Origin of the sequence: Rhodococcus sp. NKCM2511 (genome assembly GCF_014905595.1) — a bacterium.
In the GTDB taxonomy this organism is placed as follows: domain Bacteria; phylum Actinomycetota; class Actinomycetes; order Mycobacteriales; family Mycobacteriaceae; genus Rhodococcoides; species Rhodococcoides fascians.
In genome coordinates, this window is sequence record NZ_BNHJ02000001.1 from 756,234 (window position 1) to 777,128 (window position 20,895).

A 20,895-nucleotide genomic window follows, 5' to 3' on the forward strand; every position below is an offset into this window, starting at 1 on the left:
GCCATGGCCGTCGAGCGTAAGAAAATTCTGCTTCGGCTGGACCCAGCGGTGCACGACGCTCTTGCCCGCTGGGCCTCCGACGAGCTCCGAAGCACCAACGCTCAGATCGAGTTCCTACTGCGTCGAGCACTGAGCGAGCAGGGCCGAATGCCGAAGGAGGCCAAAGACATTCGCGCGCCGGGCCGCCCACCGAAGGAGTGAGCGGCCCGGCGCGAGGATGGGTTTCTAGAAGTCCCAGTCCTCGTCTTCGGTGTTGACGGCCTTTCCGATGACGTACGAGGATCCCGAGCCGGAGAAGAAGTCGTGGTTCTCGTCGGCGTTGGGTGACAGTGCCGACAGAATTGCCGGATTCACATCCGTCTCGTCCTTGGGGAACAGACCCTCGTAGCCGAGGTTGTTCAGTGCCTTGTTGGCGTTGTAGCGCAGGAACTTCTTGACGTCCTCGGTCAGACCGATCTCGTCGTACAGATCCTGGGTGTACTCGACCTCGTTGTCGTACAACTCGAACAGCAACTCGAACGTGTAGTTCTTGAGTTCCTCGCGCCGCTCCTCGCTGACCTTCTCGAGACCCTTCTGGTACTTGTATCCGATGTAGTACCCGTGGACGGCCTCGTCGCGAATGATCAGCCTGATCAGGTCCGCCGTGTTGGTCAGCTTGGCCCGTGAGGACCAGTACATCGGCAGGTAGAAGCCGGAGTAGAAGAGGAACGACTCGAGGAGCGTCGAGGCAACCTTGCGCTTGAGCGGGTCGTCACCGTGATAGAAGCTCAGCACGATCTCGGCTTTGCGCTGGAGGTTGACGTTCTCCTCGGACCAGCGGAATGCATCGTCGATGTCGCGGGTGGAGCTGAGGGTGGAGAAGATGGAGCTGTAGCTCTTCGCGTGCACCGACTCCATGAACGCGATGTTGGTGTACACCGCCTCCTCGTGCGGAGTGATGGCGTCGGGAATGAGGCTGACGGCACCGACCGTCCCCTGAATCGTGTCCAGCAGGGTCAGTCCGGTGAACACGCGCATCGTCAGCTGCTTCTCGACGGCGGTCAGAGTGGCCCACGACGGGATGTCGTTGGACACCGGCACCTTCTCGGGCAGCCAGAAATTACTGGTGAGACGCTCCCAGACTTCGGAGTCCTTGTCGTCCTGGACCCGATTCCAGTTGATTGCGGAAACGCGATCGATCAGCTTCACCATGTGTCCTATCTACCGAGAGAATCTGCCGAATATTGGCTTGCTTGAACACTACCCGTTGTGTCCGACATCAATAGCTAACACAAGATCTGTGTCGTGCGCGTTTTGCGTACCTGGAGGGGCGCACAACGCGCACGACGTGAGTTCGCCCTCCCAGCCCTCACGTCGAAGAACCTGCGCCACGTCTCCTGCGACGCCGCACGGATCGCTGCTGACCTCCTCGTACCCGAAAACGAGTCGCGCACGCCCGGCGAGTTCCGAAGCATTGTCACGTCGCCGATCGCGGAATGCGACCTCTTGCATCGAATGGAACCGACGACCGTCCAGGCGCACGGTCAGCGTACGAGATCCAACTCGGTACACGACGTCCTCGTAGAGTGTCCGCCCGTCGACCTTTATCTCGCTCTGCCGTTCGGCAGCAGGGAGCCCGTGAGCCTCTTCGACGTTGGTCGCATATTCGAGTTCGAGAACAGACTGAACGCCGTTCGCGAGCAAGTCGACGGCTTCGGTCAGCGCTGTGAGATACCGGTACGGCCTGCGGACAGCGATCTGCTCCCGAACGTCCGTCAATCGAATTCGCCGCTGAGTCACCGACGACACCAAGCTGTGGAAAGCCTGCCTCGGCGTAGGTTCCGACACCGCGAGATCGAGTGCAGTGCCCACCAGCGTCGTTCGCGGCATATCCCCTGGTACGCCGATGTGCCGGTGCGCACGAGATCGGTGCACCACCACTCCGGGATGCAGCGATAGTCCGATGCCCGCCACCAGCCTCGTTCCGGCCCTGGGGACCGAGCGCAGCGTCGGGCGCTGATTGCATGCAGACTTTCCGTACGGCACGGTGACGTGGACGGCCGAATCGGGATCGGGCCGTCGCAATCCCCATTCTTCGGCTGCGGAGCGGTGGCTCAGCATTGCGTGCCCACCTCCGTACAGAAGCGCTGCCACCAGGATCCGATCCCGAGTCAACGGTCCGGTGAAGATCGAGTAGACGCCGCGCAGAACAACGATCCACGCGCCACTGTCCACTAGCTTGCGGACTCGATTTCGGCTGTACCCCAACTTCGTGACCTGCGACTGAGTGAACAGCCCCCACTGCGTGTCGATCAGAACCTGAAGTTCTCGACCGTCCCCCCGACCATGTTCCATGGCCGGCCATCCTGCCCAGTGGGTACGACAACTTCCGTCGTGCGCGTTTTGCGCCCCTCCAGGTACGCAAAACGCGCACGACGGCGAAGCCCTACAGCATGCAGCTGACGCAGCCCTCGACCTCGGTGCCCTCGAGGGCCATCTGACGCAGACGGATGTAGTACAGCGTCTTGATGCCCTTGCGCCATGCGTAGATCTGCGCGCGGTTGATGTCGCGGGTGGTGGCCGTGTCCTTGAAGAACAGCGTCAAGGACAGGCCCTGATCGACGTGTTGCGTTGCGGCAGCGTAGGTATCGATGATCTTCTCGTAGCCGATCTCGTACGCGTCCTGGTAGTAATCCAGGTTGTCGTTGTCGAGATACGGTGCCGGGTAGTAGACGCGGCCGATCTTGCCTTCCTTGCGGATCTCGATCTTCGACGCCACCGGGTGAATCGACGAGGTCGAGTTGTTGATGTACGAGATCGAGCCGGTCGGCGGAACGGCCTGCAGGTTCTGGTTGTAGATTCCGTACTCCTGCACCGACGCCTTCAGCGCGGCCCAGTCGGCCTGGGTCGGGATGGCGACGTCGGAGTCGGCGAACAACTTCGCGACCTTCGGTGTCGCAGGCTCCCACACCTGGTCGGTGTACTTGTCGAAGAACTCTCCCGACGCGTACTTGGAATCCGGGAAACCCTTGAAGTACTGGCCGCGAGCCTTGGCCAGCTGGTTCGAGGCCTGGATGGCGTGGAACAGCACCGTGTAGAAGTAGATGTTGGTGAAGTCGATTCCCTCGGTCGAGCCGTAGTGAATGCGCTCGCGGGCGAGGTAGCCGTGCAGGTTCATCTGACCCAGGCCGATCGCGTGAGAGTCGTTGTTGCCCTGCTCGATCGACGGTACCGAGAAGATGTGGGTCTGATCCGACACCGCAGTCAGACCACGGATCGCCACCGCGATGGTCTTACCGAAATCGGGCGAATCCATCGTCTTGGCAATGTTCAGCGAGCCCAGGTTGCACGAGATGTCCTTGCCCACATGGCTGTACGAGAGGTCGTCGTTGAACGTTGACGGCGTCGAGACCTGGAGAATCTCCGAGCACAGGTTGGAGTGAGTGATCTTGCCCTTCACCGGGTTCGCACGATTGACGGTGTCCTCGTACATGATGTACGGGTAGCCGGACTCGAACTGCAGCTCGGCGAGAGTCTGGAAGAATTCACGCGACTTGATCTTGGTCTTGCGAATCCTCTTGTCGTCGACCATCTCGTAGTACTTCTCCGAGACATTGATGTCGGCGAACGGCACTCCGTAGATGCGCTCGACGTCGTACGGCGAGAACAGGTACATGTCCTCGTTCTTCTTCGCCAGCTCGAACGTGATGTCCGGGATGACGATTCCGAGGGACAGCGTCTTGATGCGGATCTTTTCGTCGGCGTTCTCACGCTTGGTGTCGAGGAACTTGTACACATCGGGGTGGTGCGCGTGCAGGTACACCGCGCCCGCGCCCTGGCGTGCCCCGAGCTGGTTGGCGTACGAGAACGAATCCTCGAGCAGCTTCATGATCGGGATGACACCGGACGACTGGTTCTCGATCCGCTTGATCGGCGCACCTGCTTCGCGAATGTTGCTCAGCAGCAATGCAACTCCGCCGCCGCGCTTGGACAGCTGCAACGCGGAGTTGATGGATCGTCCGATGGACTCCATGTTGTCTTCGATGCGGAGCAGGAAGCACGAGACGGGCTCGCCGCGCTGCTTCTTGCCCGAGTTGAGGAAGGTGGGCGTCGCGGGCTGGAATCGGCCGGCGATGATCTCGTCCACGAGATCGGTGGCCAGGGCTTCGTCACCGGCCGCCAGCGTCAATGCCACCATGCACACACGGTCCTCGAAGCGTTCGAGGTAGCGCTTACCGTCGAACGTCTTGAGCGTGTAGGAGGTGTAGTACTTGAACGCGCCGAGGAAGGTCGGGAATCGAAACTTCTTCGAGTACGCGTGGTTGATCAGGAACTTCACGAACTCACGTGAGTACTGGTCCAGAACCTCGGGCTCGTAGTAGTTCTCCTCGACCAGGTAGTCCAGCTTCTCGTCCAGGTCGTGGAAGAACACGGTGTTCTGGTTGACGTGCTGCAGGAAGTACTGATTGGCAGCTTCGCGGTCCTTCTCGAACTGGATCTCACCGTTGGGCCCGTAGAGGTTGAGCATCGCGTTGAGCGCGTGATAGTCCATGTCACCGTCGCTGCGAACGGTCGCGGGTGCGGGTGCTGCGTCGGTGATGGTCGGTGCCACGGCGGTGCTCCTACTGGTCTGTGGTGGTTGATGCTCAGTGCGTGTGGGCAGCGCGACGGACTTCCCGTTCCCAGAAGTCTTCGAGTCCCTCGCGGACTCGCACTACGTCCTCGGGGGTGCCCATCAATTCGAAGCGGTAGAGATACGGAACCGCGCATTTCTGCGAGATGACGTCTCCGGCAAAGCAGAAGGAGTCACCGAAATTGGTGTTTCCGGCAGCGATGACGGCTCTGATCAACGATCGATTGTGCTTGTCGTTGAGAAACTTGATCACACGCTTGGGGACGTAGTTGGTGTCGCGGCCGGCGTACGTCGTTCCTCCGCCGTACGTCGGCACGATCAGGACGTAGGGAGAGTCGACGCGAAACGTGCCGTCCGGATCTCGTAAGGGAATGCGCGTCGCGGGGATATCCAACTTCGACACGAAACGGTGCGTGTTCTCCGACGCGCTGGAGAAGTAGACGAGTGAGTTCGAGGACTGCTGTTGTGAACTCACCGCTCACTCACTTTCTCGATCTGTTCAAGCAGCGTTCGTCGCGAGGGTCTTGATGCGATCCGGGCGGAAACCGGACCAGTGGTCGTCACCGGCGACGACGACGGGGGCCTGCAGGTAACCGAGCGCCATGACGTAGTCACGTGCCTCGGGGTCCTGCGAGATGTCGATGACGGAGTACTCGATACCCGCTTTGTCGAGGGCGCGGTAGGTGGCATTGCACTGGACGCAGGCGGGCTTGGTGTAAACGGTGATGCTCATGGTGTCCCTCTTTCCGTTGTCGCCGTCGGGTGCACCGATGGCGACGATGTGCTCTGCGTGTGGCACCGAGAACATCTCCCGCTCAGGGCGACTGCGACCTGCTCGAACCCACGTCGTTCGGGCTCTTCGAGTTGTGGTCTCTCGGCGGGTCAAACACTACACCTAGTGTCCCCCATCTGCCTAGAACACGAGATGTTGCGAACAACATGCGTGGTATTCGCTGGTCACGGCCGTGCGACCGACGCTCGTCCACCCCACATCGGCGTGTCGGACGTCACAAAACGAGGTGTCTTTCGTCACTACCGACCGTCGCCCCGACAGTGACGATCACCGAAGACACCCGCGCACGACGACGGCCCCCCGGAGTTGCTCCGAGGGGCCGTCACGTAGATCACGCGAGTGTCAGCGTTGACGCGCCTTGAACCGCGGCTCCTTCTTGTTGATCACGAACACGACCCCATGGCGGCGAACCACCTGGGCGCCGGGCTTGTTCTTGAGCGATTTCAGAGAATTTCTCACCTTCATGAGACCAAGCTACATGAAAACGATTCCCGATACCATCAAGCGGTCACGCGCTGATGAGTTCCTTCGACGCCTTGACCAACTCGGCCACGACATGGCCGATCTCACCGGACACCTCGGCGTTCTCACGCGGGTGGGCGGCCCCGAACTTGTCGATGGTGCCGCCGATGGAGAGCTGGACGTCCTCGAGTACGGATCCGCCGGCGATGCGGACGGCCTTGCTCGTGTCCTCGTGGGCCCACTTGGCCCCGTTGCCGCTCGGCGATGCGCTGATGACCACGACCGGCTTGCCCACCATGGCACCGGCACCGTAGGGACGTGAGAGCCAGTCGATGGCGTTCTTCAGCACGGCCGGAATGGTGCCGTTGTATTCGGGCGTGACCAACAACAGCGCAGAAGCCTTCTCGGCAGCGGCGCGCAGTGCGAGGGCGGCCGCAGGCACGGAGCCGTCGACGTCGATGTCCTCGTTGTAGAAGGGAACGTCGCCCAGCCCGTCGTAGACCACGATCTCGGCATCGGCCGGTGCGACGGTGACTGCAGTCTCGGCAATCTGCTTGTTCACCGATTCGGCGCGCAGGCTTCCGACGAGAACGAGTACGTGTGCGTCTGACATGAAATCTTCCTTCGAAAGTTCGGATGACGTGATCGTCGTGTCAATTCATACCATCCAAACGGACCGCGGTCCACTTGTATTCCTCAGCGAGGTACCCTGAACAGGTGACCGGTCCGATGCTGCCCGTAGTAGGCGAAGACTCCGAACGCTGTGACGCTGCCCGCAACCGCCGGCTGCTCCTCGACGCCGCGACGGAGCTGGTGGCGACCCTCGGTGCCGACGCCGTCACCATGGAAGCCGTGGCAACGAGGGCCGGCGTCGGCAAAGGCACCGTGTTCCGGCGCTTCGGCAACCGCGCCGGGTTGATGCGAGCCCTGTTGGATCACACCGAGAAGATGTTGCAGAGCTCGTTCATGTTCGGCGAACCGCCGCTCGGGCCCGGTGCCGATCCCATCGACCGCCTCGTCGCGTTCGGTCGGGCACGGCTGGAGTTCGTCAGGGTTCAGGGTGAGGTGCTGCGGGCCGCGGAAAGCTCGGCCGACGCTCGGTATTCGGCTCCGGCGCACATGGTCAATTTCACACACGTTCTGTCTCTGCTCCGTGCAGCCGGCGTGGAGGGAGACCTGGAACTTCTCACCTACTGGCTGCTCACACCCCTGGAAGCCACGTTGGTGCTGCACCAGTACCGAGACCTCGGAATGACGATGGATCGTCTGGCCGACGGGTGGGAAGATCTGGTGCGCAGAGCAACTCGCGTCCCATAGCGGTTGTCGGTCACGTCGCGAGGATCGACAGTGCCGCCGAATGCAAGGCAGTTCCGTACGAACGGCCGTGTCCGGCCGCATGTACGGCCAGAGGATGCAACTGGTGGAGGGCGGTCCGGTCGCGCCACCCCGTCCGCAGCGGGTGCACGGACTCGTAGCCGTCGACCATGGCGTCCAGATGAGGACAGCCGAACAGTGCCGCCATCGCCAGATCCGTTTCGCGATGGCCGCCGTGTGCCGCGGGATCGATGAGCACGACACCCGCATCGGTCCAGAAGACGTTGCCGTTCCACAGGTCTCCGTGGATTCGACTGGGCGGTTCATCATCGTCGAACTCGCCGTCCACCACCCGCTCGCACGCCGCCTCGACGGTCGCCGCCTCGGACTGCGTCACGTTTCCGGCGTCGACCGCGATCCGCAGAAACGGCAGCACTCGCTCGGCGGCGTAGAACGAACCCCACGTGGCGTGGACAGTGTTGGTCATGGGCCGCGAGCCGATGAACAACTGCCCGGGAAACGGTGTGCCGTCCGGGCGATTCGGCGGAGCCCCGAATCCGGCCGCGCCGCCGTCGTGCATCCGGGCCAGTGCGCGCCCAAATCGACGGGCCGCGATCTCGGTGGGACGGGCGGCCGTCAACCGCTCGAGTTCGATGAACGTCGGTCCGCGATCGAGAACACCGACGACAGGCACCCCTGTCTCACCGAGCCACGCGAGTCCCGTCGCCTCGGCCTCGAAGAAGTCCGGGTGCGCGCGGGTATCTCGCTTGACGAAGGTATCCGTGGATCCGCTCACGTCGAACGACACTACGCATCCTTCTCGACCCGAACGCGTGCCCGCACTCGTCATTAGGATGATCGGATGGGACACATCAACTCGGAATTGCGCTCCGGAATCATGCGTGAGCTGGCGGTACAGTCGACCATCGATCCGGTGACGGAGGTCCGCAGGCGCGTGGACTTCCTCAAGGACTACCTCGCGTCGACACCGGCCTCCGGTTTCGTACTCGGGATCAGCGGCGGACAGGACAGCACGCTCACCGGCAAGCTCGCACAGCGGGCGGTGACCGAACTACGAGCCGACGGGCACGAGGCCGAATTCGTCGCCGTACGGCTCCCCTACGGTGTCCAGGCCGACGAGGACGACGCGGCGATCGCACTGAAGTTCATCGATCCCGACCGCACGGTGACGGTGAACATCAAGGAGGCCTCCGATGCCGCAGCAGCTGCGACCGCCGACGCTCTGGGAACCGGCGAGGTCCGAGATTTCGTGCGCGGCAACATCAAAGCTCGCCAACGCATGGTCGCCCAGTACGCGATCGCCGGCGAACTCGGATACGTCGTCGTCGGCACCGATCACGCGGCCGAGGCGGTCACCGGCTTCTTCACCAAGTTCGGCGACGGCGGGGTGGATCTGACACCTCTGACCGGCCTGACCAAGCGGCAAGGCGCTGCGCTGCTGCGCGAGCTCGGTGCGCCCGAAAGTACCTGGCGCAAAGTCCCCACCGCGGATCTCGAAGACGACCGACCGGCTCTGCCCGACGAGGAAGCACTCGGCGTCACATACGAGCAGATCGACGACTACCTCGAAGGCAAGGACGTCACCGAGGAAGTGGCCGACAAACTCGAGAAGATGTTCGCCGCGACGCGGCACAAGCGAACCGTTCCAGTGACACCGTTCGACGATTGGTGGAAGAACGGTCACTGACCGACCTTCGTCGGCGGCGATCGGTGACGATCAGCCGCCGGCGAACGGCGGCAGTACGTCGACTCTGCTGCCTACGGACCGCCCCAGATCGCGGGTCAACTCGTCTCCGACCAGATACGCCGACACCCGCAGAATCGGTTCCATCGGGGCTCCGTACCGAGAACGGATGGCCTCGCGCAATTCTCCCAGCGTCGCACCGGCCGGCAGAGTTAGGTGTTCGGACTCGCAGCCGGACGCGTCGACGGCGGCTGCGAAGTACCGCACCTCCACCTGCATCGTTCGACTATCGGTCGTGCTGGGCTGTGTCTCAACCACCGATTGCTCCCATACTGCGGGTCGGTGGCACGAAGCCCTCGGCATCGATGCCGTGCCCGGCCCATTTGTTCCACATGGCTCCGCGCCATACTGCTGCCAGCTCGTCATCGGTGGCACCGCCCCGCAGCGCCGCGCGAAGATCCGTCTCGTCGTCGCTGAACAGGCAGGACCTGATGGTGCCCTCGGCGGTGAGCCTCGTGCGATCACAGTCGCCGCAGAACGAGCGCGTGACGGACGCGATGATTCCCACGGTCGCCTCCGTGCCGTCCACGCTCCATTCCTCGGCGGGAGCGGACGGATCGGCGCGACCCACTTCACGTAGATCGAACGCAGTGGACAGCTCGTCGAGCAACGTCTGGGCGTCGATCATGTTGTTGCGGGCCCATTCGTGATCGGCGTCGAGTGGCATCTGCTCGATGAATCGAAGCGCGACCCCCTCGTCCAGACACCACCGGAGCAGATCCACGGACCCGGAGAGGGTATCTCGCATCAGTACGGCATTGACCTTCACCGGACCGATGCCCGCCTTCTTGGCCGCCCGGATGCCGGCCAGCACCGACGGCAGACGATCGCGTCGAGTCAAGCGCGCGAACTGTTCGCGATCGACCGAGTCCAACGACACGTTGACGCGCGTCAGACCGGCCTCGGCGAGGGCCTGCGCACGATGTTCGAGACCGACGGCATTGGTGGTCATGGACAACGGCACGCCGTCCGCCACAGCGGAGCACGAACGAAGGATCTCGTCCAGATCTCGACGCATCAGAGGCTCGCCGCCGGTGAAACGCACGTCGCGTATTCCCAACAGGCGCACGGCAACCGAGACGACCCGAGCAATCTCGCCAGCGGTCAGCAGGTCGGCCGTGGGGATTGCCGGCAGCCCCTCCTCCGGCATGCAGTACGTGCACCGCAGCGAGCACTTCTCGGTGATCGAGATGCGCAGATCGCGTGCCACCCGCCCGAATCGATCGATCAGATGCGGCACGTCGGGACGATCGTCGACCGGGCCGAACGACGACCCCGAGGGGGCTGAACCTATACGTGGGATCCCGAGGGACGTGACACTGTCCACCGTCACCTCACACCTCGAATCCGTCTGTTCCTGCATGTCTCACATCGGCTTGTCTACCCAGTATGCCGCAGCCCACACGCACCCGTCGTGTCGGCGTGCCTAGGATTGGCAGCCATGACGGCTGAGCACACTCGAGCGATCACCGGACCTGCACTGTGAGCGCCGTATCCGTCGAGGAGCACGCAGCAGTGATCGAGTCGCTGCTCGCAGACTTGGGCACCCGAGCAGCTCAACGAGTGCCGCTGACCGACGCACTGGGGCGGGTGGCATTCCACGACGTGACCTCCCCCGTCGATCTACCTCTGTTCCGGAATTCGCAGATGGACGGTTATGCGGTCGATTCTCGCTCGGTGCAATCTGCGCCCGTGACGCTTCCGGTATCGACGATCATCGCTGCCGGACCCACCCGACCGTCGACGCTCACGCCCGGTAGCGCAGCCAAGATCATGACCGGCGCACCGATACCCGACGGAGCGGACGCCATCGTCCCCGTGGAGGACACCACGGTGACCACCGCAGGTGCGGTAACCGTCGAACGAGCCCGCGTCGCAGGCGAATTCGTGCGCGAACAGGGTAGCGACGTACGCGCGGGAACGATCCTGATCGACGCGGGCAGAGTGCTCGAGCCCCGGCACATCTCGGTTCTCGCGGCCGTCGGACTGGCCACCGTCGACGTACGGTCGCGTCCTCGGGTGGCCGTGGTGACCACCGGAGCAGAGTTGGCCGACGCAGGCGAGACGCTCTCGCCCGGTCAGATCTTCGACTCGAACGGCATCACTCTTGCCGCACACCTGCGCGCGAGCGGTGCCGACGTGGTCACCGTCGCACGCAGCACCGACGATCCGGAACGGTTCCGAAGCATCCTCACCTCCGCAGCCGCATCGGCGGAGCTCATCATCACCTCCGGTGGAGTGTCGATGGGCGACTTCGAGGTGGTCAAGGACGTTCTCGCGCCGCTGGGTGGACAGTTCGGATCGGTTCGGATGCAACCGGGTGGACCGCAGGGCATCACGATGTTCGACGGCACCCCGGTCCTGAGTTTCCCCGGCAACCCCGTCAGCACCGTGGTGTCGTACATCATGTTCGCGCGCAACATCGTTCGGCGATCGGCCGGCCTGCCACCGGTCCTGTCGGGCCCTGCGACTCTGTTCCAGTCGATCACCTCGCCGCCGGGCAGGCGTCAACTGCTCCGCGGAAAATTGCGTGACGACGGCCGGGTCGAACTGGTCGCCGGACCGGGGTCCCACCTGGTGGCCGCACTGGCGTGGGCCGACGTGCTCATCGACATCGCCGCCGAGACAACCGAACTCGCCGCAGGATCGCCCGTGGAGGTATGGCCGCTGTGACCACCGAAGTCCCGCAGAACCCCCTGTCTCACCTGGACGACGAGGGCCGCGCCCGCATGGTCGATGTGGCGCACAAGAAAGAGACCTCCCGAACGGCTGTGGCGGCCGGCGAGTTCGTCACCACGCCCGGGGTCATCGGGTTGGTGCAGGCGGACGGCATGCCGAAGGCCGATGTCCTGGCGACCGCTCGGATCGCCGGTATCTCGGCTGCCAAGCGCACCTCCGATCTGATTCCGCTGTGCCATCAACTCGCGCTCTCGTCGGTCAAGATCTCCTTCGGATTCACCGACACCTCCATCACGGTCGAGGCCACCGCGCGCACGACCGGTAGAACCGGCGTCGAGATGGAAGCCCTCACCGCCGTCGCGGTTGCCGGGCTGACCCTGCACGACATGGTCAAGGCAGTCGACCCGGGTGCGACGATGAACGGCGTCCGGCTGATCACCAAAGACGGTGGTAAGCATGGACATTGGCAGCGTGATGCGAAGGCGACCGCCCCCGGCGACGACGCTCGGCCGTCAAAGAGGACGAAGTCGGCGGTCGTGCTCGTGGCCTCCACCGGCGGTGCTCGCGGGACCCGCCCGGACACCACCGGCCCGTCCATCGCATCCTGGCTGACCGATCGGGGCTTCGCGGTGCGCGGCCCGCTGGTGTACGCCGATGCCGACATCGAGGCCGGGCTGCGCGACTCGCTACGCGGCGAGCCGTCGCTGATCATCTCGACCGGCGGAACCGGCGTCTCCCCTACCGATGCAACTCCGGAGGCCACGGCGGCACTGCTCGACATCGAGATGCCAGGAATAGCAGACCAGATCCGCACCAAGGGAACCTCCGCGACGCCGCACGCGGTGCTGAGTCGCGGAGTGTCCGGGTTGATCGGACGTACCCTCGTCGTCAACTTGCCCGGATCACCGGGAGGCGTGAAAGACGGCTTGGCCGTTCTCGATCCGCTCCTCGATCATGTACTCGCCCAGATCTCAGGAGGAGGACCCCACGATGACTGAACTCGTCGCCCGCATCTCGAACGAGCCGCTGACGACCGCCGAAGTAGAAGCCGCGGTACAGGATTCGCACCACGGTGCCGTGGTGCTGTTCAGCGGAATCGTTCGTGACCACGACGGTGGCCACGCCGTGGAAACTCTCGAATACCGCGCCCACCCCGATGCGGAACGCTTCTTGAGCCGATGCTGCTCGGAAGTCTCGTCCGAAACCGGTCTTGCGGTCGCTGCCGTGCATCGCGTCGGGGACTTGCGGGTCGGCGATCTCGCGCTCGTCGCCGCAGTCGGATCGGCTCATCGCGCCGAGGCGTTCGAGGCGTGCGCCCGACTGGTCGAACGCATCAAGGCCGAGGTACCCATCTGGAAACGGCAGGGCTTCGAAGGCGGGCGCACCGAATGGGTCGGACTGTAGAAGACCTACGCCGGCTCGAGGTATCGATGGACCGGCAACATGGCCGAGGCGTCGACTGCGTCGTCAGGGCCGCGCACGCAGGCCCGCAGTCGATGATCTACCGCGTCCGCATCGAGTTCGGTGCCGATCAGCACCAGTGATGTCTGCTGGGCTTCACCCCGTGACCACGCTGCACTCTCGAACCGGATGTGTCGCCCTACCGTCTGCACGATGAACTTCTGCTGGTGTCCCGGCAGGTCGAAATGCACGACACCCTTGATGCGGTAGAGGTTTCCGGTCGGATTCTCCAGAAATTCGATCAGCCGACGCGGCTCCATCGCTGCTGTGCTGACGAACTCGGTATGCGAGTACTGCGCATGCAGGTGTCGGTGGTGTCCGTGCTCGTGGCAGCTGTCGTCGTCGAGGTGCTCGCGGAGAAGTTCGTCGAAGGACAATTGCACGGGTAGTGCGGATTCGACCGGCCCGTTCTGGGGCCGGTCGAACAACAACAGAGGATCGACGCGTCCGAACGACACAGCTGCGACAGGGACGTCGCCGACAATGGACCGAACCGTCGACACCACCGCAGAGCGCTCCGAATCCTCGACGGCGTCGGACTTGTTCAGTACCACCAGATCCGCCAATTGCAGATGCTGATCGATTTCGGGATGCAGGGTGCGGGTATCCGCGAATTCGACTGCGTCGACGACTCCCACCAATCCGCCGTACACGATGAACTCGTTCTCGCTGCCGCGCACCATTCGAATGAGATTCCGTGGCTCCGCCAATCCGCTGGCCTCCACCACGATCACGTCTATGGCCGAACGGCGGTGAGCCAGCGCATCGAACATCGCGTCCATGTCAGTGATGTCCACCGCACAGCAGATGCATCCGTTGCCCAGTGACACCATCGAATCGACCTGTCCTGCAACGAGCATGGAATCGATGTTGATCGCACCGAAATCGTTGACCACGACGCCGATCCGAATTCCCGCATCGTTGCGCAACAGATGATTGAGCAGAGTGGTCTTGCCGGCACCCAGAAAGCCGGCAACGATCACCACCGGAATTCGTCGACGCGCCACGCCGGTCGAGACTACCGGGCGGCGACAATTCGATTCAGGAGGCCTCGAGCGAAGGTGGAGACGCTGCTGACGTTCTCGTCGGTCACCAATCCCTTCAATCCGTCGACACCGACCGATTCGACATACGGCGAGACGCTTTCGAGCAGTCGAGACAAGGCACTACGACCCGCTACGGACGTCGACGTAGCTGCGGGGACAGTCGCGCTCGTCGGTGTCGGCGCAGAGGCGGTGGGAACTGCGACGTCCGGCGACGAGGCAGCCTCGGCTCCGAGGAGATAGTCGATGATGCCGGTGGAGATGGCGATCGCATGCTTCACCTGACCGTCCGAGCTCTCCAGCACCGCCGCGTCGTCCGGGTTGGAACCATTGCCCATCTCGACGAACACCAACGGAACAGTCGTCAGTGCGGGCCCCGCGACGTCGGATCGTTCCTGGATCCCGTCGACGACGCCCGAGTAATTGGCGGGATCGAACCCGGCGCGAACGTAGGAATCTCTCATCAGCTTCGAGGCCGAGCGCCCGCCCTCCGACTGAGCCGCATCGGCCGCCGCATTCGGAATCGGCAGTGTCGGCACGATCAGATGGAATCCGTGCTTGTCGGTGTCGGTCGTCGTGCTCGTCGAGTCCGCATGAATGCTGACGGCCACATCGGCTCCGGACGCGCTGGCAGCGCGAGCCCGATCGTCGACGCACCCGCCCCACCCGGTGTCGTCGACGCGGCTGGTCTTCACCGTCGCACCGAGACTCTCCAGACTGGACCGAACCAGCTCCGAGACCTTCCAGTTGATGGTGTGCTCCGGCACCCCGTCCACCGTGGTCATGCCCGTGGTCTGGCAATCCTTGGTACCGCCGCGCCCGTCGTCGACCTGCCGTTGCAGATTCTCCGAGTGAGCTGTGCCCTGGTGACCCGGATCGAGGAAGACCGTCTTTCCCGTCAACTCTCGTCCGGCCGATTCCGTGCCGGGTGTCGCCGACGGCGCAGTGGCGGGCGCGGACGGGTCGGCCGATACCGGTGCGCCGACGAGCGCTCCAGCACCCAGTAGACCTGCGCACATCAGCGTCACCGCAGCCGACCCGGCTGTTCGTGAAGATTTCATCGACTCGTGGGCGCTCCGGTGGAGCCGGTCGCGCCACTCCCCTCTCGGCACCTCGGACGCCGTCGAGCCACGCGGTTCCCATTGGCATCAGGAGCTACCGTGCGTCACAACAGACACTTGCTGCTCGAGTGAACCAGAGATCGGTCCATTCGAGTCCCTGATCGAATTTCGTTAGCCAAAGGATTGCATTTCGTGATCGATCCGTTGCGATCTGCCCAGCCTTCTCATGTTTCCCACGACGGCGACACAAGTGCCGCGAAACTCCGAAACCGGCCGCCGGCTCGAACCGACCCCGAGAACGAATTTCCTATGAATACCGGACAGTTTGTCTTTGTTCACCGCAACAGCGATCCCTCGCACTGCGCACACACTTAATGCCTGCGCCACGTCGGTTTCGACGAATACATCTGCAGATTCTGTGGCAATGCTGCGAAACCGGTAACAATCGATCGGCCAGCATGGATATACACATTGTTCGGCCGTATAGTCGACACAGTTCGATCTGGACATCCCCCCGCATCATTCCCTGCACCATTGGAGAGCTTCAGCATGGCCAGAAAAGTCTATGTGCAACTAGTCGATGACATCGACGAAAAACCGATCGAATCCGGTGGCGAACACATAACCTATTCGGTCAACGGAGTCAGCTACGAAATCGATCTGAGCGACAAGAACGCCAAAGAATTCCACCGCAAGCTCGACTATTACATCGAGCACTCGACGAAGGTGGGCGGAAAGCGACAGAAGAAGTCGAGTTCCCCGGCCACCGGGGCGAAGCGCGACGCCAATCAGACCAAAGCCATCAGAGAATGGGCGAAGGCGAACGGCCACAACATTTCTGCGCGCGGAAGAATACCCGCCGAAGTGGAGCAGGCGTTCGACGCAGCTCACTGACCCCCGCCTTCCGAATCGGCGTCTCAGGACTCACGCTGCAGACGCCGATTCGGTGGCCGAAGCCATAGACACAACAAAAGCGCCGCCCGATGGGCGGCGCTTTTGCTTTCTCGGTGGAGCTAAGGGGACTCGAACCCCTGACCCCCACACTGCCAGTGTGGTGCGCTACCAGCTGCGCCATAGCCCCGAGTACTGCGTGCTCCCGCTCATGCGGTTGCTCGAACGAAGTTACACCATCGCTCGCGGCAGCAACAAATCAGCTGGTGCGGCCCCTACTCGATGCTCCGGTACGGGCCCCCGCGCTCGACCCCGATCAGCCGACCGTAGCCAGCCATTCCGAGTCGCCCAGCGCGTCGACCACCTGTCCATCCACCAGAACACCCGGAGTTCCGCGTGCGCCCGATGCGGCCAAGGCGTCCCGACCGGTCGTCGCGTCCGCCACCGCTGCGTCACGCTGCGCGCCCGTGGTGATGCACTCCACCGCAAGATCGCTCGCTCCGTTCGACGTTGCCAGCTCCGCCAGTTCGGCATCGGTTCGGTCGGAGTCGCTTCCTTCCTCCGGCTGGAATTCCGGGTCGAACAGTGCGGCGTGGAAACCCGAGTAGACCCGCGCATTCTCGGTTGCGGCCACGCAGTGCGACGCCGCAACGGCCCGCGTCGAATAGTCACCCGAGGCCGAGCTCGCATCGAGGAAATTGATCAGGTGGTAGTTGACCGAGACAACGCCGTCGTCGATTTTCTGAGCCAATTCCTGGCCGTGCTTCACCTCGAGATCACTGCAGAATGGGCACATCGGGTCCTCGTAGATATCGATGACGCGCTGCGCGCCCGGACGAGCCAATACGACGACACCGTCTCCCGGCAACGACAATTCGACCTCGGGATTCTTGACCGATCCGTACCCGTCGTTCCGGGGCGCGTCGCTGCCTCGCTGCCACAGGATCGCTACCACGACGACCGCGACCACCACGAGGAATGCAATACCGCCCAGAATGTACGTCACGGTATTCGACGAGGCCTGCGGAGTGTGTTTCGTGCTGGATGTCTTCTTCTCGCTCACAGAGCGAATACTACGGACGTATCCGTCAGCTGCGCTCGCGCTCGAGGGTGTCCGGAACGCGCGACCACCACAACCCCGCCAGTAGAAGCAGTGCGCCCGTCACGGCGAAAGCCGGACCGAACGAGACCCGTTCCACGATCATTCCGGCCACGATCGGGCCGATCACCGCGCCCACGTCGGACGCCATCTGGAAGGCAGCCAGCACGGGTCCTCCACGGGCCTTGGAGCCGATCACGTCCGCGACCGAGGCCTGCTGGGCAGGACTCATCAGGCCCGATCCGATTCCGGCGATCAACGACACCGCGAGGAACAACACCGGATCGTGGACATAGCCCATCACGACCGTTCCCAGGCCGCACACCGCCAAACCGCCCAGCATGAACGGTTTGCGTCCGCGTACGTCGGACAGGCGACCGGCAGTGGTGAGAACCAGGGCATTACCCACTGCGAACACCGTGAGAGCAATCCCGACGAACACCTCGGACCGCTGCATTGCCTCGACGACGAACAACGGCACCAGCGCCACCCGGACACCGAACACGGCCCATCCGTTCGCGAAATTCGACGCCAGCGCGGCCCGATAGGACGGGATTCGCAGAGCAGCGAGCAACGACATCGTCGGCGGCGCAGTTCCCTTCTCCGGCTTGACCAGATCGGAATTGCCGAGGGTGAAGTACACGACGGCAGCGGCGATCACCAGAGCCACGGCATAGATGACGAACGGCACCCGCAGACCGAAACCGACGAGCGCGCCGCCGACGAGCGGACCACCGATGGTTCCCAGCAAGAAAGCGGTCGCGTACAGCCCGGAGATGCGGCCTCTACTGGTAGGTGGACTGATTCTGATCAGCAGTCCGAGAGCAGACACCGAGAACATCGTCGACCCGATTCCGCCCAGTCCGCGAAACACCAGCAGCTGCCAGTACGTCTGAGCCAGAGCGCACGCACCGGTGGAGACCGCCACGATCAACAGTCCGATCAGGTAGACGGGTCGTTCGCCGAGGCGCTGAACCAGAGCGCCGCTCGCCGGTGCGAACAGCAACCGCATGAGGGCGAAGGCACTGATCACTGCCGATGCGGCCGTGTATCCGACGCCGAATTCTCGAGCGAACTGCGGCAGGGCAGGCGCGACGATGCCGAATCCGAGGGCGATGACGAACGCTGCCGAGACCAGTACCCAGATCTCCGGAGGGAGTTTGCCTCCGGGTTGGAATGCCGGCTCGGGGGCCGAGCTGTCGTGGTCGGGTGTCGGTGAGTCGGTCACGAGCTCTCGAGAGCGGACGAGACCAATTCACGTGCGGCAGCCTGGACCTCGGCGAGGTGTTCCTTGCCCTGGAACGACTCCGCGTAGATCTTGTAGACGTCCTCGGTTCCCGACGGACGAGCTGCGAACCAGGCGCTCTCCGTTGTCACCTTCAGCCCACCCAGTGCGGCCCCGTTTCCGGGAGCCTCGGTCAGCGTCGCGGTGATCGGCTCCCCCGCCAATTCGGTGGCTGTGATCTGGTCGGGCGACAACTTCGCGAGCACAGCCTTCTGCTCCCTGGTTGCCGGAGCGTCGACGCGGGCGTACGACGGGTCGCCGTACTCGGCTGTGAATTCTGCGTAGCGTTGCGACGGTGTCGATCCGGTGACCGCGGTGATCTCCGAGGCCAACAGCGCCAGAATGATTCCGTCCTTGTCCGTGGTCCACACTCGCCCGTCGTGCCGCAGGAACGAGGCACCGGCGCTCTCCTCGCCGCCGAAGCCGAGCTCGCCGTCCAGCAGCCCCGGCACGAACCACTTGAACCCGACCGGGACCTCGAGCAGCTTTCGTCCGAGACCGGCGACGACGCGATCGATCATGGAGGAACTCACCAGCGTCTTGCCGACTGCCGCGGTCGGTGACCACCCGGGTCGGTGGGTGAACAGATAGTCGATCGCGACCGCGAGGTAGTGATTGGGGTTCATCAGACCACTGTCGGGAGTGACGATGCCGTGTCGATCGGAGTCGGCGTCGTTGCCCGTGGCAATGTCGAATCGATCCCGGGCTGCGATCAGTGATGCCATCGCGTTCGGCGACGAGCAGTCCATTCTGATCTTGCCGTCCGTGTCCAACGTCATGAAGCGGAACGTGCCGTCGACCAACGGATTGACGACGGTCAGATCGAGGTTGTGTCGTTCGGCGATCGCATCCCAGTAGTCGACACTGGCACCGCCGAGCGGATCCGCACCGATGCGAACTCCGGCGGCGCGGATCGCATCGAGATCGAGCACATTCGGGAGGTCGTCCACGTAGGTGCCGAGGAAGTCGTACCGCGAGACGCTTCCCGCGAACGCCTGCGCGAGAGTCACACGCTTGATACCGGTAATGCCCTCGCGGAGAAGCTCGTTGGCGCGGGCAGCGATCACCGACGTCGCATCGCTGTCGGCCGGTCCACCGTGCGGAGGGTTGTACTTGAACCCGCCGTCACGCGGCGGATTGTGGGACGGTGTGACCACGATGCCGTCGGCTTTCGCGGTCGGCCCCGACTCGTTGTACCGGAGAATGGCATGACTGACGGCGGGCGTCGGAGTGTAGCGATCCCCAGAGTCCACCAGAACGTCGACGTCGTTGGCTGCCAACACCTCCAGAGCCGTCGTCCACGCGGGCTCGGACAATGCATGGGTGTCTCGACCGATGAACAGTGGCCCGGTGATGCCTTGCGCGGAACGATATTCCACGATGGCCTGCGTGGTCGCGACGATGTGCGCCTCGTTGAACGCCGAATCCAGGCTCGAACCTCGATGACCCGAGGTCCCGAACACGACCTGCTGACTCGGCTCCGACACGTCCGGAATGCGCGAGTAGTACGCCGTGACGAGTTGCGAGAGATCGACCAGATCCTCCGGCAGTGCAGTGGTTCCAGCTCTCTCGTGCGCCACGATGCGCCTCCTCAATCCTCGAACGAACCGAATCCGGTCGACGAACCGAATTTCTCGTTCAACCCTAACGCCGCTGCCCCACCCGCGAGCTACTTGCTCTGCCGTTTCGGTGGCCGTGGCAGAAAATAGCTGGTTCGCTGCTGATATTCGCGATACCCCGGACGCTTCTCCATGCTCCGTTCCAACAGCCGAGCCCCGGTGGCGAACACCAAGAAGTACGTCATCGCGACAGGCGACAGAATCGTGAACACCCCAGGCCACGCCGAGGCCGAGACGAGGAACAGTCCCCACCACACTGCCGAGTCGCCGAAGTAATTGGGATGCCGCGTCCAGGACCACAGACCTCGGTCCATGATCTTGCCCTTGTTCGACGCGTCCGCCTTGAACGCCTTCAATTGCGCGTCGCCCACTGCCTCGAACGTCCATCCGAGTAGCCAGACCACTACGCCGAGTACGACGACGGGTAGAACCGATCCGTGTGAAACGGCGGAAACCTGCAGTGGAAGGGACACGAACCACAGCGCAACCGCCTGCGTCAGATAGATTTTCCGCAGGGCGTACCAGGTTCTGTTGCCGGTGGCCTTGGACAGCAGCTCGGTGTACCGCGGATCCTCCCCGTGTCCGCGTGAGCGCTGCACCATGTGCAGCGCAAGACGAAGCCCCCACACTCCGACGAGCACGACCAGCAGGAGTCGTCGCCACAGATCACCGGTTCCGGTCGCAGCCGAGATCAGCGCGATCAGAACGAAGCCGCCACCCCACGTCACATCCACGACATTGTGTCGTCCGATACGGGCACCGACAAGGGCGGTGATGATCATCAGGACAGCAGTACCGCCGAGACTCGCCA

23 protein-coding genes and 1 tRNA gene are annotated in these 20,895 nt (G+C 63.3%); 7 read left to right on the top strand and 17 right to left on the bottom strand.

The genetic code is table 11. The annotated features are described in order from the left end of the window. Positions 1-3: 3 nt before the first annotated feature. Positions 4-201, top strand: a complete 198-nt coding sequence (locus JLZ96_RS03350) for a hypothetical protein (RefSeq protein WP_027496605.1) — start codon at positions 4-6, stop codon at positions 199-201. 24 nt (positions 202-225) lie between these two features. On the opposite strand, the gene nrdF is transcribed toward JLZ96_RS03350, so the two are convergent. The 7 genes from nrdF to JLZ96_RS03385 form a co-directional block, all read right to left on the bottom strand. Continuing rightward, positions 226-1,191 (bottom strand): class 1b ribonucleoside-diphosphate reductase subunit beta, encoded by a 966-nt coding sequence (nrdF, locus tag JLZ96_RS03355; protein WP_201009496.1) that lies wholly within the window; start codon positions 1,189-1,191, stop codon positions 226-228. 48 nt (positions 1,192-1,239) lie between these two features. Beyond that, positions 1,240-2,334 (bottom strand): type IV toxin-antitoxin system AbiEi family antitoxin domain-containing protein, encoded by a 1,095-nt coding sequence (locus JLZ96_RS03360; protein WP_201009497.1) that lies wholly within the window; start codon positions 2,332-2,334, stop codon positions 1,240-1,242. A gap of 91 nt (positions 2,335-2,425) precedes the next feature. Beyond that, positions 2,426-4,591, bottom strand: a complete 2,166-nt coding sequence (nrdE, locus tag JLZ96_RS03365) for a class 1b ribonucleoside-diphosphate reductase subunit alpha (RefSeq protein WP_032370748.1) — start codon at positions 4,589-4,591, stop codon at positions 2,426-2,428. A 34-nt stretch (positions 4,592-4,625) separates the two neighbouring features. Further along, positions 4,626-5,087 carry a class Ib ribonucleoside-diphosphate reductase assembly flavoprotein NrdI gene (gene nrdI / locus JLZ96_RS03370; protein WP_027496602.1) on the bottom strand — a complete coding sequence of 154 codons (462 nt, stop codon included), beginning with the start codon at positions 5,085-5,087 and terminating at the stop codon, positions 4,626-4,628. A gap of 24 nt (positions 5,088-5,111) precedes the next feature. Then, on the bottom strand, positions 5,112-5,345 hold the full coding sequence (locus JLZ96_RS03375) for a redoxin NrdH (RefSeq protein ID WP_027496601.1): 234 nt from the start codon (positions 5,343-5,345) through the stop codon (positions 5,112-5,114). Positions 5,346-5,747: 402 nt separating this feature from the next. Next, entirely contained in the window at positions 5,748-5,870 is a 123-nt protein-coding gene (gene ykgO / locus JLZ96_RS03380) for a type B 50S ribosomal protein L36 (RefSeq protein WP_027496600.1), read from the bottom strand. A 43-nt stretch (positions 5,871-5,913) separates the two neighbouring features. Continuing rightward, positions 5,914-6,480: an NAD(P)H-dependent oxidoreductase gene (locus JLZ96_RS03385; protein ID WP_027496599.1), complete on the bottom strand. Its 567-nt coding sequence runs from the start codon at positions 6,478-6,480 to the stop codon at positions 5,914-5,916. A gap of 104 nt (positions 6,481-6,584) precedes the next feature. On the opposite strand from JLZ96_RS03385, the gene JLZ96_RS03390 reads away from it, so the two are divergent. Next, entirely contained in the window at positions 6,585-7,184 is a 600-nt protein-coding gene (locus tag JLZ96_RS03390; protein WP_027496598.1) for a TetR/AcrR family transcriptional regulator, read from the top strand. 10 nt (positions 7,185-7,194) lie between these two features. Here the strand turns inward: JLZ96_RS03390 and JLZ96_RS03395 are convergent, their stop codons facing one another. Further along, a complete protein-coding gene (locus tag JLZ96_RS03395) occupies positions 7,195-7,977 on the bottom strand; it encodes a fructosamine kinase family protein (RefSeq protein WP_236253820.1) in 783 nt (260 codons plus the stop codon). A 66-nt stretch (positions 7,978-8,043) separates the two neighbouring features. On the opposite strand from JLZ96_RS03395, the gene nadE reads away from it, so the two are divergent. Further along, positions 8,044-8,889 carry an ammonia-dependent NAD(+) synthetase gene (nadE, locus tag JLZ96_RS03400; protein ID WP_032372663.1) on the top strand — a complete coding sequence of 282 codons (846 nt, stop codon included), beginning with the start codon at positions 8,044-8,046 and terminating at the stop codon, positions 8,887-8,889. A 30-nt stretch (positions 8,890-8,919) separates the two neighbouring features. On the opposite strand, the gene JLZ96_RS03405 is transcribed toward nadE, so the two are convergent. Then, positions 8,920-9,165, bottom strand: coding sequence for a MoaD/ThiS family protein (locus JLZ96_RS03405; RefSeq protein ID WP_027496595.1), 246 nt, complete (start codon positions 9,163-9,165; stop codon positions 8,920-8,922). A 31-nt stretch (positions 9,166-9,196) separates the two neighbouring features. Then, positions 9,197-10,279, bottom strand: coding sequence for a GTP 3',8-cyclase MoaA (gene moaA / locus JLZ96_RS03410; protein WP_374758024.1), 1,083 nt, complete (start codon positions 10,277-10,279; stop codon positions 9,197-9,199). 149 nt (positions 10,280-10,428) lie between these two features. Here moaA and glp point away from each other — a divergent pair, with 149 nt between their 5' ends. From glp to JLZ96_RS03425, 3 genes are read left to right on the top strand one after another with little or no spacing between them, the layout of a single operon-like run. Next, complete coding sequence (gene glp, locus JLZ96_RS03415; protein ID WP_201009500.1) at positions 10,429-11,619, top strand: gephyrin-like molybdotransferase Glp; 1,191 nt, start codon at positions 10,429-10,431, stop codon at positions 11,617-11,619. After that, positions 11,616-12,623 carry a bifunctional molybdenum cofactor biosynthesis protein MoaC/MoaB gene (gene moaCB, locus JLZ96_RS03420; RefSeq protein WP_374758025.1) on the top strand — a complete coding sequence of 336 codons (1,008 nt, stop codon included), beginning with the start codon at positions 11,616-11,618 and terminating at the stop codon, positions 12,621-12,623. Before glp ends, moaCB begins: the two co-directional genes overlap by 4 nt. Continuing rightward, the gene (locus JLZ96_RS03425; protein WP_027496591.1) at positions 12,616-13,029 is read left to right on the top strand and encodes a molybdenum cofactor biosynthesis protein MoaE; all 414 of its coding nucleotides are present in this window, start codon (positions 12,616-12,618) and stop codon (positions 13,027-13,029) included. Before moaCB ends, JLZ96_RS03425 begins: the two co-directional genes overlap by 8 nt. Positions 13,030-13,034: 5 nt before the next feature. Here the strand turns inward: JLZ96_RS03425 and JLZ96_RS03430 are convergent, their stop codons facing one another. Both JLZ96_RS03430 and JLZ96_RS03435 read right to left on the bottom strand, forming a co-directional pair. Next, positions 13,035-14,093, bottom strand: a complete 1,059-nt coding sequence (locus JLZ96_RS03430; RefSeq protein ID WP_201009502.1) for a GTP-binding protein — start codon at positions 14,091-14,093, stop codon at positions 13,035-13,037. Between the two features lie 11 nt (positions 14,094-14,104). After that, complete coding sequence (locus JLZ96_RS03435; protein ID WP_201010645.1) at positions 14,105-15,148, bottom strand: N-acetylmuramoyl-L-alanine amidase; 1,044 nt, start codon at positions 15,146-15,148, stop codon at positions 14,105-14,107. A gap of 591 nt (positions 15,149-15,739) precedes the next feature. On the opposite strand from JLZ96_RS03435, the gene JLZ96_RS03440 reads away from it, so the two are divergent. Then, the gene (locus tag JLZ96_RS03440; RefSeq protein ID WP_032370939.1) at positions 15,740-16,084 is read left to right on the top strand and encodes an Lsr2 family protein; all 345 of its coding nucleotides are present in this window, start codon (positions 15,740-15,742) and stop codon (positions 16,082-16,084) included. Between the two features lie 114 nt (positions 16,085-16,198). Here the strand turns inward: JLZ96_RS03440 and JLZ96_RS03445 are convergent. The 5 genes from JLZ96_RS03445 to JLZ96_RS03465 form a co-directional block, all read right to left on the bottom strand. Beyond that, positions 16,199-16,271 (bottom strand) — tRNA-Ala (locus JLZ96_RS03445). A gap of 126 nt (positions 16,272-16,397) precedes the next feature. Beyond that, complete coding sequence (locus JLZ96_RS03450) at positions 16,398-17,144, bottom strand: DsbA family protein (RefSeq protein WP_032390069.1); 747 nt, start codon at positions 17,142-17,144, stop codon at positions 16,398-16,400. 25 nt (positions 17,145-17,169) lie between these two features. Continuing rightward, positions 17,170-18,327, bottom strand: coding sequence for an MFS transporter (locus tag JLZ96_RS03455; protein ID WP_045841964.1), 1,158 nt, complete (start codon positions 18,325-18,327; stop codon positions 17,170-17,172). A gap of 77 nt (positions 18,328-18,404) precedes the next feature. After that, positions 18,405-20,045, bottom strand: a complete 1,641-nt coding sequence (pgm, locus tag JLZ96_RS03460) for a phosphoglucomutase (alpha-D-glucose-1,6-bisphosphate-dependent) (RefSeq protein ID WP_027496584.1) — start codon at positions 20,043-20,045, stop codon at positions 18,405-18,407. Positions 20,046-20,134: 89 nt separating this feature from the next. After that, on the bottom strand, positions 20,135-20,866 hold the full coding sequence (locus JLZ96_RS03465) for a DUF1295 domain-containing protein (RefSeq protein WP_094622506.1): 732 nt from the start codon (positions 20,864-20,866) through the stop codon (positions 20,135-20,137). Between the last annotated feature and the right edge of the window lie 29 nt (positions 20,867-20,895).